Raw genomic sequence first — 12685 nt, 5'->3', positions numbered from 1 at the left:
ACCGCGTGCGCCCCACCGCGAGCGCCCCACACAACGACAAGCGCCCCCGCCCGACCGCGAGCGCCCCCAAACGAAAGCAGGACCAGAGCATGACCACACCGACCAGCAGCGACATCGACTCCAGCGCCACCCCCACCACGACCACGACCCACGCCACCGCGACGGCCAGCCCCCTCAGCGACGAGCAGCGCCAGCGCATCCTCGACGCCGTCGACGCCGCCTTCGACCAGCAGGTCGCCTTCACGCAGGAGCTCGTCCGGCACCCGTCGCTTCGAGCCAACGAGTCGTCGGCGCAGGACCTCCTCTACGGCGCCATGGCCGGCCGCGGCCTCACCATGGACCGCTGGGAGCTCGACCCCGGAGAGCTCGCCGCCCACCCGGGAGCCGGAGCAGTCGAGATCTCCTACGAGGGCCTCGAGAACGTCGTCGGCACCTTCACCCCACCCCAGGAACGCGGAAGCTCGCTCATCCTGAACGGACACATCGACGTCGTCCCTGAAGGCCCCGAGAGCCAGTGGGCGCGGTCCCCATGGGACGCGACCGTGCGAGACGGCTGGCTGTACGGCCGCGGCAGCGGCGACATGAAGGCAGGCCTCGTCGCCAACCTGTACGCCTTCGACGCCGTCCGGGCGGCGGGCCTCGCGCCGACGGGTCGCATCCACTTCGAGTCCGTCGTCGAGGAGGAATGCACCGGCAACGGCTCCCTCTCCGCGCACCTGCGCGGCTACACGGCCGACGCCGTCCTCATCCCAGAGCCCGAGGAGGACATGCTCGTGCGCGCCAACACGGGCGTCATCTGGCTGCGCCTCCGCGTCGACGGCAAGCCCACCCACCCCCGTGAGATGCAGACCGGTTTCAATGCCATCGACGCCGCCTACTACGTCATCGGCGAGCTCCGGAAGCTCGAGGCAGACTGGAACGCCAAGCAAGGCGAGCACCGCTACTTCGAGGACCTCGACCACCCCATCAACTTCAACGTCGGCAAGATCCAGGGCGGCGACTGGGGCTCCAGCGTGCCGGCCTGGTGCGAGGTCGACGTGCGCGTCGCCCTCTACCCCGGCATCACCGCAGACGCGGCCTGGGCCGAGATCACCGACGCGCTCGACGGCGTCACCGCAGACGGCAACGGCAACCCCATCGTCACGACCGCGACGAAGACCGGCTTCTACGCCGAGGGGTACGTCCTCGAGGAGGGCGGCGCCGCAGAGCGAGCGCTCGAACGCAGCCACAGCGCAGCGTTCGGGGGTGCCGAGCTCGAATCGTTCGTCACCCCCGGCTACCTCGACGGGCGAGTCTTCGTGCAGTACGCCGACACCCCCGCGCTCGTCTACGGCCCCATCTCCGAAGCCATCCACGGCTACGACGAGCGGGTGAACCTCGAATCGGTGCGCCGCATCACGAAGTCGATCGCGCTCTTCATCGCCGAATGGTGCGGGGTGGAGTAGCCAGCAGCAAGTAGCCAGCAGCAAGCACGCGCCGCGCGCGACCTCGACCTCGGCACCCGCCGAGCAGTCGAGGCCGCGCGCGGTTTGTCACACCCCGAGGCGACGCGTCAGCTGAGCCTCGGCCCCTCGGCGATCGCGAACCCACCCTCGCCGTCCGACTCGACGTAGAGCAGCTCGTGAGAGGCGACGTGCCCCGCGAGCATCGGAACACCAGTCGCCGCGCACTCCTCGAGCAGAGCGCGCCTCGTGGACTCCGCGACCTCCCTCATGGAGCAGAAGCTCGACGACAGACCGGGCTCGGCAACCTGCAGGACGTGGTGCAGCGCATCCCCGGAGATGATCGCGACCGTCGAACCCGACGCCGGGTCGAGCACCCGAACCACCATGTGCCCCGGAGTATCGCCGGGCGCGTGCTCCAGCACGACGGACGGCGACGCCCGATACGGAAGCTCGACCACGTCCGCTTGCCCCGCCAGGAAGACCGGCTCGATCGAGTCGGCCCAGAAGTCACCGTTGCGCTCGAACATGCCCCTGGCGCTCGGCCCCGTGATGAAGGCGCGATCGAGCTCGTTGAACAGGTAGCGCGCGTTGGGGAACGTCGGCGACCACCCGCCCGCCGCATCCGCCGCCGTGTTCCATCCGACGTGGTCGCAATGCAGGTGCGTGTTGACGACGACGTCGACCTCGGCAGGGTCGACGATCGTGGCGAGCTCCTCGAGCCACGTCGTGGCGAGCCCGTTCCACATGTCCCGGATGCGCGGCTTGCCGTTCCCGACCCCCGTGTCGACCACCGCGACGAAGCCGCGTGAGCGCACGACGTAGCTGCTCGACGCCATCACGAGGCGGTCGGTGCTCGCTTCGTAGTCGTCCGGCCCGAGGGCGGCGATCTGCGGACGGAGCGGGTCGGTATCGACGAACATCTCCTCGACGGGGAGCATCGCCGAACGGGACTCCTCGATGCGGTAGATCTGCGTGTCGCCTGCTGTCAGCAGCGGTCGCATGGTGCCCTCCTCGACGTGTTCGAGTCCCCGAGCGCCACTTCTGGCGCAAGTGAGACCCCGGGCCAGATGGCCTGCATCCACCCTGAGTGCACCATGTTGCCTGGAGGTTTCATTGCATGCAATGAGTGTTACCAGCGCGTAAAAAGCCGCCTATCTGGTCAAGATTGCATGCAGTTTGCGGCTAGCGTCCATCTCACCGGCTCAGAACATAGCCGAACCACCACCGCTTCACCGCCTCACCGCACCCTGCTTCTCACCGCACCCCAGCTCCTCCTCCCAGCTCCGCTCACCTCGTCGCTCCCGGAAAGGACGCGCATGCGTTCCCACAGACTTCGCGTCGGCACCGCCGTCGCCATGCTCGGCATCACCACCCTCGCCGTCACCGCCTGCTCCACCGGATCATCCTCGGCCTCGGAAGACGCCACCTTCGCGGTCAACATCGCCGCGCTCGAGGGCGCCCCCACCTTCGACCCCGCCGCCAACATGCGCGGCTCCGCCTTCAACTACGCTGCCGCCGCCTACGAGAACCTCGTCACGAGCGACGCCGAAGGCGCCCTCCAGCCGGGCGTCGCCACGGCCTGGGAGTACTCGAGCCCCACCGAGCTCACCATGGACTTCCGCCTCGACAGCGTCTTCGAAGACGGCTCCCCGATGACCGTCGAGCTCATCAAGGCCAACCTCGAGCGCTACCAGGAGACTCCGGGCACCTACCAGGCGCGCCTCAACTCGATCGACGCGATCGAGGTCGTCGACGAGGACACCCTGAAGTTCAGCCTCAACACCCCGGACCAGTCGCTGCCGGAGGCCTTCTCCCTCACCGTCGGCATGATGGTCAGCCAGGCCGCCCTCGACGACCCGACGCTGCTGCTCACCGACACCTACGGCTCCGGGCCGTGGATCCTCGACTCCTACACGGAGGACAGCGAGTACAGCTACATCCGCAACCCCGAGTACGTGGGCCCCATGGACGTGCAGGTCGACGAGCTCAACATGTTCGTCATCACCGACCTGACCGCCCAGCTCAATGCGCTCCTCGCCGGCGACGTCGACATCATCTCCGCCCAGTGGAGCCAACGCGACCAGGCGGAATCCCAGGGCTTCGCAGCCGCCTCCAACGAGTCCAACGTCGGCGGCCTCATGCTCTTCGACCGCGGCGGCGACGTCATCCCCGAGCTCGGCGACGTGCGCGTCCGACAGGCCATCAACTACGCCCTCGACCGCGACGCCATCGGCACCGCCCTCTGGAGCGACTACCAGCGAGGCACCTCCTCCGTCTTCGGCAAGTTCACCTCCGCCTACGACGATTCGCTCGACGACTACTACGAGTACAACCCCGAGAAGGCGAAGCAGCTCCTCGCCGAGGCCGGCTACGCCGACGGGTTCGAGCTCCCCATCCTCAGCCGCACCATGTTCGGCGAGAACAAGCGCCTCGAGGCGACCATCCCCTACCTCGAAGCCGTCGGCATCACCGCCACCCTCTCCGACCGCACGAACGACTACTTCGACGCCATCACCAACAAGGAGTTCGGCGCTTCCCAGGGACAGCAGAACGGCGGCATCGACTCCTACGTCAACAGCATGAACATGCTCGCCCCCAACGCGCAGCTCAACCCGTTCGGCACCGACGACCCCGAGCTGACGGCCCTCATCGCCGACGCCTCCAGCGAGCTCGACGCCGACGCGGCAGCCACGAAGTGGCAGGCGGTCAACAAGTGGGTCGTCGAGAACGCCTGGTTCGCGCCGGTCGCCTTCTACCACACGCACACGGTGTGGGATGCGGAGAAGCTCGGCGGCGTCGAGCTCGCCGCCGGCCAGGTCTTCCCGCTCCCCTTCAGCTGGACCCCCGCCGAATAGGCACCCGGGCTCCCGCAGCAGCCGCAGCACCGCGATACCCAGCACCCAGCACGCATCACCGGATGCGCGGGGAGGCGCCCCTCCCCGCGCATCCGCCCAGCACCATCACCAACCTGAAAGGAGCACACGTGGCCCTCTACATCCTCCGGCGAGTCGGCATCACCGTGCTCATGGTCTTCCTCGTCGTCTCGGCCGCCTTCTTCCTCGTGGCCCTCATGCCGAACGACGTGACCCAGACCATCCTGGGCCCCGACGCCACCCCGGAGGCCCGCGCCCAGCTGCGTGACGAGATGGGCTTCAACGACCCGATCCTCGTGCGCTACCTCGCCTTCCTCGGTGGCCTCCTGACCGGCGACCTCGGCGTCTCCTACCTCAGCCAGCAGTCGGTGACGATGCAGGTGCTCGAGCGGCTCCCCGTCACCCTCACCCTCTCGATGGGCGGCATCCTCCTCACGACCGTGCTCGGCATCGTGCTCGGCATCCTCGCCGCGAGCCGCGGCGGCTGGCTCGACACCATCATCCGCGGAGCCGCCGGCGTCATGCAGGCCATCCCGAGCTTCTGGCTCGCCGTGCTGCTGGTGCTCGTGTTCGCCGTGAACCTCAAGATGTTCCCCGCGTCCGGCTGGGAGCCCTTCACGGAGGACCCCGCCGAGTTCCTCCGCCGCATCACGCTGCCCCTCATCTCCATCGGCATCGCGGGCACCGCGGCGGTCGCCCGCCAGGCGAGGGTCGCGATGCTCGACGTGCAGGGCCGAGACTTCATGCAGACCCTGCGAGCGACGGGGCTCCCCGAGTGGCGCATCGTGTGGCTGCACGGGCTCCGCAACGCCGCCATCCCCGTCCTCACCGTCATCGGCCTCCAGTTCGTGGCCCTCTTCGGCAGCGCTGTGCTCATCGAGCAGGTCTTCGCGCTCCCCGGCGTCGGCAAGCTCGTCGTCGACTCCGTCAACCTCGGCGACATGCCCATCGTGCTCGGTGTCGTCGTCGCCCTCAGCGTCGTGATCCTCGTCATGAACCTCGTCATCGACATCCTCTACGGCATCATCAACCCGAAGGCGAGGCTCGCATGACCCGCGTCCGACGCACCGACACCGCCCTCTCCAGACTGCTCAGCAAGCCGGGAGCCGTCGTCGCCCTCGCCTTCCTCGTCCTCCTCAGCCTGTCGGTGATCTTCGCCGACCTCGTCGCCCCGCTCGACCCGCTCGCCCAGGACCTCGCCCTCGCGCGTCAGCTGCCGAGCGCCGAGCACCTCCTCGGCACCGACGACCTCGGGCGCGACGTCTTCTCCCGCCTCATCCACGGCGGCGCAGCGACCCTCGGCGGAGCCGTCCTCGCGGCGGTCGTCGCGATGAGCATCGGCATCCCGCTCGGCATGATCGGCGGCTACTTCCGCGGCTTCACCGACACCCTCGTCTCCCGCTTCGCGGACTTCTTCCAGGCCCTGCCCACGATCGTCATCCTCATGGCCGTGATCGGCGCCTTCGGCAACAACACGACCGTCGCGATGGTGACCCTCGGCATCGCGATGAGCGACGGCTTCGTCCGCCTCGCCAGGGCCACGACGCTGCAGGTGCGGCGAGAGCTGTACGTGGATGCCGCGAACGTCGCCGGCATCGCACCCGGCCTCATCCTGTTCCGCCACGTGCTCCCCAACATCCGCGGACCGCTGCTCGTGCAGCTCTCCATCACGATGGGCGCCGCCCTCCTCATCCAGGCTGGCCTCGGCTTCCTCGGGCTCGGGACCCCACCCCCGGCGCCCAGCTGGGGCGGCATGATCAGCGAGGCCAGCGAGCTCATCTACCTGCACCCGTGGCTGCTCGTGCCGAGCGGCGTCATCATGATCCTCTCCATCCTCTCCTTCAACGTCGTCGGCGATGCGCTCGCCGGCAACCGCCCCGGGACCACCCTCGCCCGCTCCTTCTTCCGCAAGAAGCCAGCAGCCCAGGTCGCCACCAAGCCCGTTGCCGTCGACGACCCGCAGCCGGAAGTTGACGACGCCATCGTCTCCGTGCGCGACCTCAGCGTCTCGTTCACCGACAGCACCGGCGAGTTCGCGGTCGTGCAGGGCGTCTCCTTCGACGTGCGCCGCGGCGAGGCCCTCGGCATGGTCGGCGAATCGGGATGCGGCAAGTCGGTGACCGCGAAGAGCCTGCTCGGCCTCGTCGCCCCAGGCGGCCGCGTCTCGAAGGGCGAGATCGTCATCGACGGCACCAACATCGTCGGGCAGAGCAACAAGCAGCTGCGCGCCGTGCGCGGCTCGAAGATCGCCCTCGTCTCGCAGGAGCCCATGACGGCCCTCGACCCGACGTTCACGATCGGAGCCCAGCTGCGCGAGGCCATCGCCCACCACACGGGCCGCAAGGCAGGCGAAGTGCAGGAGCGGGCGCTCGAGCTGCTCCGTCTCGTCGGCATGCCCGACCCGCAGCAGGCCGCCGCCAGCTACACGTTCCAGGTCTCCGGCGGCATGGCGCAGCGCGCCGCCATCGCCATGGCGCTGACGGGCGAACCCGAGGTGCTCGTCGCCGACGAGCCCACGACCGCCCTCGATGTGACCGTGCAGGCCGAGATCCTCGACCTGCTGCGGCGCCTCCGCGAAGAGCTCGGCCTCGCGGTCATCATCGTCACGCACGACCTCGGAGTCGTCGCGGACACATGCGACCGCGCCGTCGTCATGTACGCCGGCCAGGTCATCGAGGAGGCCGACGTCGACACGCTCCTCACGGCCCCATCGCATCCCTACACCAGGGCCCTGCTCGCGGCGATGCCCGCCAACGCCGTCGCCGGAGTGCCAATGGATGCCATCAGCGGCGCCGTGCCAGCACCTCGCGACTGGCCGACCGGGTGCCGCTTCGCCGACCGCTGCACCTTCGCGACCGAGCGCTGCCGAACCTCCCCCGTCGCCCTCACCCTGCAGCGCCGCGGAAACGCAAACGCAAACGCAAACGCAAGCGGAAGCGCAGATCAGCGCCCAGCCGTCGGCCAGCAGCGCTCCGGCATGGCCCGCTGCGTGCGGGTCGAGGAGGTCGCGAAGGCGGCCCGCACCGGCTCGGCCACCAAGAACTCCAGCGTGAAAGAGAGGAGCATCGCATGAGCGAAGAGCTGCTGAGCGTCGACCACCTCCAGATGCGGTTCAAGAACCCCCACAACCGCGCGCAGACCGTGCACGCCGTCGACGACGTGAGCTTCGCCGTCGCCCCCGGCGAGATCCTCGGCGTCGTCGGGGAGTCCGGCTCGGGCAAGTCGACCATCGGGCGCTGCATCCTGGGCCTCGAGAAGCCGAGCGACGGCAGCATCCGCTTCGGCGGTCGCGACCTCACGAAGCACTCGCTGCTCCGCAACCGTCGCGACATCGCCAAGCAGCTGCAGGTCGTCTTCCAGGACCCGTACAGCTCGCTCAACCCCTTCCGCACGATCGGACAGACCCTCGCGGAGCCGCTCCAGGCGGCCCTTCGCCTCTCCGACAAGCAGGCGGATGCGCGGGCTCGCGACATGCTCGAGACGGTCGGCCTCCCCCGAGCCGCGGCAGACCGCTTCCCCGGCCAGTTCTCCGGCGGTCAGCGGCAGCGCATCGGCATCGCGAGGGCCCTCATCATGCAGCCGCAGCTCGTCGTGCTCGACGAGGCGGTGAGCGCCCTCGACCTGTCGACGCAGGCGCAGATCCTCAACCTCCTCGCGCAGCTCGCGAAGGAACGCGGCCTCGCCTACATCTTCATCGCCCACGACCTCGACGTCGTCCGCTACATCTCGCACCGCACGCTTGTGCTCTACCGCGGACGCATCATGGAGCAGGGCCCGGCCGGTGACGTCCACAGCGCACCCCTGCACCCGTACACGGCGGCGCTCAACGCGGCAGCCCCCGTGACCGACCCGGTCGAGCAGCGGCGGCGGCGCACCGCGAGAGCGGCGGCGGCAACTGCGGCAACTGCGGCTGCAGCCGCGTCAGCCACCCCGCCCTCCCCTGCTTCCCCAGCCACCCCAGCCACCGGACAGCTCGGCTGCCCGTTCGCGGCCCGCTGCGCCTTCGCGCAGGAGGTGTGCCGCACGAAGCGACCGGCCGACACCCCCGTCGGCGAGCGAACCGTGGCATGCCACATGTACGACGCGACGAGCGGCCACACGCGCCTCGGCGCCGGCATGCCAGCGGCCGAGCTCATCGCGAGCTGAGCGCCCCACCCCACCAGCTTCCACAATCCAGCCGCGGTGCCCCCGCACCGCGGCCACCCGAACACGAAGGAGCACGTCAATGCCAGACGTCACCGGATACCGCGCGAAGATCGGCGTCATCGTCCCATCGACCAACACGGTCGTCGAGCACGATGTCAACAGGCTCGCGCCCCACGGCATCACGTTCCACTGCGGTCGCATGTACGTCGAGCAGCAGGCCATGGGCGACCACACGACCTTCATGGAGCTGCAGACGCAGATCCGAGGCTCCATGTCGGTGGCGCTGCGCGACGTCATGACGGCCCAGCCCGACCTCATGATGATGGGGATGTCGGCGCCCACCTTCAGCGGCGGCGTCGCCGGCAACGAGGCCTTCCAGACCGAGGTGAGCGAGCAGATCGGCGGCATGCCCGTCACCACCGGCGCATCCGCCTGCCGTGCCGCCCTCGAGACCCTCGGCGTGACGAAGATCTCCGTCTTCTCGCCATACCAGCCGGTCGCCGACAAGTGGGTCGACCAGTACTTCACCGAGGCCGGCTTCGACGTCGTCAAGGTCACCGGCCTCCGCTGCCCCACCGCGACGTCGATCGCGAGCGTCACGCCACGCGACCTCGTCACGGTGCTCGAGGAGATCGACACCCCCGAGACCGAGGCGATCGTGCAGGTCGGCACGAACCTGTCGTTCATCCGCATGGCCGACGAAGCCGAGACCTGGCTCGGGAAGCCCGTCGTCGCCATCAACACCGCCACCGTCTGGCACACCCTCAGGCAGGCCGGCTTCACCGACACCGTCGGTGGCTACGGCACCATCATCCGCGAATTCTGACCGCCACAGCGCACACAAAGGACCACACCATGACTGCTTCCCCCCAGTTCGATGTCATCGTCGTCGGCGGCGGCCCCGTCGGCACCACCACAGCCCTCAAGCTCGCGAAGCGCGGCATGACGGTCGCACTCTTCGAGAAGCGCGAGGCGAGCACGCTCGAGCACCGCGCATCCACCTTCCACCCGCCGACGCTCGAGATGCTCGAGGAGCTCGGGCTCACCCAGCCGCTCATCGACGCCGGCATCATCGCGCGCTCGTACCAGTTCCGGGATGCGACGATCGGCAAGATCGTCGAGCTCGACTTCGCGGTGCTCGACGACGACACGGCCTACCCGTACCGCGTCCAGGTCGAGCAGAGCCGCCTCACCGCGGCCGCCCAGCAGGTCATCTCCGGCGAGCCCAACGTCACGTCCACCCTCGGCGCCGAGGTCATCGCGATCCGTGAGAGCGACAACGGCTTCGAGGTGGACGTGCGCGGCGAGGACGGCGCCGTGAGCACCAGTACGAGCACCTACCTCGTCGCGGCGGACGGCTCGCGGTCCCTCGTGCGCGAGCACTACGACATCGACTTCTCGGGCCACACCTACCCGGAGCGCTACCTCGTCATCACGACGAGCCTGCCCCTGCACGAGATCCATGAGGACCTCGCCGTCGTCAACTACGTCGCCGACCCGGAGAACTGGCACGTCCTGCTGCGCAACCCCAGCGGCTGGCGCGTGCTCTTCCCCTGCGATCCCGCCCTCACGTCCGAGCAGCAGACCGACCCCGCCTACGTCGTGAGTCAGCTGCGGCGTGTGGTGCCCGAACTCGACGGCTACCCTGTTGTGCACGTCACCGTCTACGAAGTGCACCGCAAGGTCGCGCGGACGTTCCGCAAGGGCAACGTCTTCCTCGTGGGCGACGCGGCACACGTCAACAACCCGCTGGGAGGCATGGGCATGAACAGTGGAATCCACGACGGGCTCCTGCTCGCCGAGCTGCTGCCCGGCTACGCCAACGGCGAGGTCTCGAGCGAGGAGCTCGACGACTGGGCCGAGAAGCGCCGCGCCGTCGCCCGCCACTACGTCGGCGAGGAGACGGAGGGCAACTGGAACGCCCTCCGCGACACGAGCGAAGAGCGCCGCGCCGCGAAGCGCGCCGAGTGGGAAGCCCTCGGCCGCGACGAGACCGCCCGCCGACAGTTCCTCCTCACCTCGTCGATGCTCGCGAGCGTTCGATGATCGAGACCCCGACGCACGTGCTGCTGCCCGAGAGCCTCACGGGAGGCGACCTCGCCTACGCGGAGCTGCGCTCGCGCATCATGAGCGGCGAGTACGCGCCGCACACGGTGCTGCGCGCGCAGGCGCTCGCCGCCGAGTTCGGGCTCAGCAGGACCCCCATCCGCGAGGCGCTCCAGCGCCTCGCGGAGGCGGGGCTCGTGGCGTACATCCCCAACAAGGGCGCCACCGTCATCGGATACACGACCGAGCAGATGGCCGAGACCTACTTCGTCCGCGCCTCCCTCGAGAGCCGCGCCGCCGGCCTCGCCGCCGACCGCATGACCGACGCCGACGCCGAGCTCCTCATCGACCGCATCGAGCGGATGGACCCCCTCGTCCACGCCAGCGACCAGGACGAGATCGTCGAGCTCGGCCGCCTCAACCGCGAATTCCACGAGCACATCGTGAAGGTCTCCGGCAGCCTGCAGCTGCAGACGCTCCTGCGCAGCGTCAGCCAGGTGCCCATGATGATCCGCAACTACCAGGCGTACGGCGACACGTTCCGCATCCGCTCGAACCACCACCACCGCGACATCCTGACCGCCCTGCAGACGGGCGACTCGCTGTGGGCCGAGGTCGCGATGCGCTCGCACATCCTCGCTGCCCGCAACGCCGTGCTCCAGGGACCGGGCACCTCCACGACCGCTGGCGCTGCTCCCAACGAAGGCTGAGCCGTGTCGCGCACCACCGGGCCCACCACGGGGCCCGAGCAGCAGCATGCCCGGAATCCCCCGCTGGAAGGCGTTCGCGAGCCCAGTTCCGCGGCCCCCTCCACCCCCGCGGCCGACGCACCCACGCACGTCTGGCGAACCCGCCGCCCGGGCCGGACCGCAACCATCGCAGGCATCGGCACGACCGTCGTCACCGCGCTCCCCGTCTTCCTCGTCGGCGGCCTGTCCATGCAGCTGCGCGCCAGCACGGGGCTCACCGAATCGATGCTCGGCATCGTCGTCGCCGCCTACTGGGGTGCGTCGGCCCTCCTCTCCCCGCTGGCCGGCAGCCTCTCCACGAGGCTCGGCTTCCGCTGGGGCATGGTCATGGCCTCCTCGATCGGCGGCCTCGCCCTCATCGGCATCGCCGCCTACACGCCGACGTGGCAGTGGCTGCTCGTCTGGCTCATCATCGCCGGAGCGGGGAACTCGCTCGGGCATCCACCCTCGAACGCCCTCATCGGGGCCGGCGTCTCGACCCGGCGGCGCGCCCTCGCGTTCGGCCTCAAGCAGGGGGCGGTCCCCCTCGCCACCTTCAGCGCCGGCCTCGCCGTCCCCGCCCTGGGCCTCACGGTCGGCTGGCAGTGGACCTTCGCGATCGCAGGAGCGCTCGCCGCCGTCGCCGTCGCGTTCCTCGCCTGGCGGGTGCCGCGAACGCCGCGAACGCCACGCGCTACGCGCCGCACTCGAGAGCGGCTCCCCCGCGACCTGCGCGTCTTCCTCATCCTCGCCTCAGCCGCGAGCGGGCTCGGCGCCGCCCAATCGAGCGTCATCGGCGCCTTCACCGTCACGACCGCCATCGGCGTCGGCTACACGGCCGCCGTCGCGGGCCTCCTCCTCAGCCTCGGCTCGCTCGCGAACATCATCGCGAGACCCCTCGCAGGCTGGCTCGCCGACCGCGGCATCGGAGGGACCCTCACCACGGTCTCGCTCATGATGCTCTCCGGCGCCATCGGCCTCGGCGGCATGGCGCTCGCCCTCCCCTGGAGCTTCGCCATCGGCGTCGTCCTCGCCTTCGGACTCGGCTGGGGGTGGAGCGGACTGCTCCACTACGCCGTCTCCAACGCCGTGCCCCGCTTCGCAGCCCAAGCCACGGGGCTCGTGCAGTCGGGCGCCTATATCGGCAGCGCGGCTGGCCCCTTCGCGATGGGTTTCGTCTTCGAGTACTTCGGGCCGACCAGCGGATGGCTCGCCGCCGCCGGCATCGCACTCATCGCCGCCACCACGGCCGCCATCGCCGCGCGGTTCCACCCCACGCGGCGCCGCGCGCGCGCCGAAGCCCGGGAGGGATTCCGCGAGGGATCCCGCGAGGAATCCCTGGCCGAGTCGCGCGAGGAATCCCACGTCGATGATCAGGCCGGGGCAGCCACGTGAACCCGCTGGCCATCCGCTTCCAACTCCCGCACCCCCGCAACCACACGAAGGG

Annotated in this window: 10 protein-coding genes; 9 read left to right on the top strand and 1 reads right to left on the bottom strand. The window is 69.6% G+C overall.

Annotated elements, in window-relative coordinates; translation table 11 throughout:
• Window positions 1–89 precede the first annotated feature (89 nt).
• Window positions 90–1445 (top strand): ArgE/DapE family deacylase, encoded by a 1356-nt coding sequence (locus C5B99_RS04000; RefSeq protein ID WP_104240504.1) that lies wholly within the window; start codon window positions 90–92, stop codon window positions 1443–1445.
• A 107-nt stretch (window positions 1446–1552) separates the two neighbouring features.
• On the opposite strand, the gene C5B99_RS03995 is transcribed toward C5B99_RS04000, so the two are convergent.
• The gene (locus C5B99_RS03995) at window positions 1553–2446 is read right to left on the bottom strand and encodes an MBL fold metallo-hydrolase (RefSeq protein ID WP_104240503.1); all 894 of its coding nucleotides are present in this window, start codon (window positions 2444–2446) and stop codon (window positions 1553–1555) included.
• Between the two features lie 315 nt (window positions 2447–2761).
• Here C5B99_RS03995 and C5B99_RS03990 point away from each other — a divergent pair, with 315 nt between their 5' ends.
• From C5B99_RS03990 to C5B99_RS03955, 8 genes are all read left to right on the top strand, one after another.
• Complete coding sequence (locus C5B99_RS03990) at window positions 2762–4300, top strand: ABC transporter substrate-binding protein (RefSeq protein WP_104240502.1); 1539 nt, start codon at window positions 2762–2764, stop codon at window positions 4298–4300.
• A 128-nt stretch (window positions 4301–4428) separates the two neighbouring features.
• A complete protein-coding gene (locus C5B99_RS03985; RefSeq protein ID WP_160075091.1) occupies window positions 4429–5370 on the top strand; it encodes an ABC transporter permease in 942 nt (313 codons plus the stop codon).
• Window positions 5367–7391, top strand: a complete 2025-nt coding sequence (locus C5B99_RS03980) for a dipeptide/oligopeptide/nickel ABC transporter permease/ATP-binding protein (protein WP_104240500.1) — start codon at window positions 5367–5369, stop codon at window positions 7389–7391. Before C5B99_RS03985 ends, C5B99_RS03980 begins: the two co-directional genes overlap by 4 nt.
• Window positions 7388–8464, top strand: coding sequence for an oligopeptide/dipeptide ABC transporter ATP-binding protein (locus C5B99_RS03975; RefSeq protein ID WP_104240499.1), 1077 nt, complete (start codon window positions 7388–7390; stop codon window positions 8462–8464). The genes C5B99_RS03980 and C5B99_RS03975 overlap by 4 nt, the downstream gene beginning before the upstream one ends.
• A 79-nt stretch (window positions 8465–8543) precedes the next feature.
• On the top strand, window positions 8544–9290 hold the full coding sequence (locus C5B99_RS03970; protein ID WP_104240498.1) for an arylmalonate decarboxylase: 747 nt from the start codon (window positions 8544–8546) through the stop codon (window positions 9288–9290).
• A gap of 29 nt (window positions 9291–9319) precedes the next feature.
• A complete protein-coding gene (locus tag C5B99_RS03965; protein WP_104240497.1) occupies window positions 9320–10510 on the top strand; it encodes an NAD(P)/FAD-dependent oxidoreductase in 1191 nt (396 codons plus the stop codon).
• Window positions 10507–11220 (top strand): GntR family transcriptional regulator, encoded by a 714-nt coding sequence (locus C5B99_RS03960; RefSeq protein ID WP_104240496.1) that lies wholly within the window; start codon window positions 10507–10509, stop codon window positions 11218–11220. The genes C5B99_RS03965 and C5B99_RS03960 overlap by 4 nt, the downstream gene beginning before the upstream one ends.
• A gap of 3 nt (window positions 11221–11223) precedes the next feature.
• Window positions 11224–12633 (top strand): MFS transporter, encoded by a 1410-nt coding sequence (locus C5B99_RS03955; protein WP_104240495.1) that lies wholly within the window; start codon window positions 11224–11226, stop codon window positions 12631–12633.
• Window positions 12634–12685 lie beyond the last annotated feature (52 nt).

It is taken from the genome of Pseudoclavibacter sp. Z016 (assembly GCF_002931215.1).
In the GTDB taxonomy this organism is placed as follows: Bacteria; Actinomycetota; Actinomycetes; order Actinomycetales; family Microbacteriaceae; genus Pseudoclavibacter.
The sequence above is the reverse complement of the archived record's forward strand: the minus strand, read 5'-3'. Positions and strand labels throughout refer to the sequence as shown.

Bases quoted from the DNA above. Each gene is read 5' to 3' on its own strand.
- C5B99_RS04000 (WP_104240504.1), top strand. From the start codon at position 90: ATGACCACACCGACCAGCAGCGACATCGACTCCAGCGCCACCCCCACC.
- C5B99_RS03995 (WP_104240503.1), bottom strand. From the start codon at position 2,446: ATGCGACCGCTGCTGACAGCAGGCGACACGCAGATCTACCGCATCGAG.
- C5B99_RS03990 (WP_104240502.1), top strand. From the start codon at position 2,762: ATGCGTTCCCACAGACTTCGCGTCGGCACCGCCGTCGCCATGCTCGGC.
- C5B99_RS03980 (WP_104240500.1), top strand. From the start codon at position 5,367: ATGACCCGCGTCCGACGCACCGACACCGCCCTCTCCAGACTGCTCAGC.
- C5B99_RS03975 (WP_104240499.1), top strand. From the start codon at position 7,388: ATGAGCGAAGAGCTGCTGAGCGTCGACCACCTCCAGATGCGGTTCAAG.
- C5B99_RS03970 (WP_104240498.1), top strand. From the start codon at position 8,544: ATGCCAGACGTCACCGGATACCGCGCGAAGATCGGCGTCATCGTCCCA.
- C5B99_RS03965 (WP_104240497.1), top strand. From the start codon at position 9,320: ATGACTGCTTCCCCCCAGTTCGATGTCATCGTCGTCGGCGGCGGCCCC.
- C5B99_RS03960 (WP_104240496.1), top strand. From the start codon at position 10,507: ATGATCGAGACCCCGACGCACGTGCTGCTGCCCGAGAGCCTCACGGGA.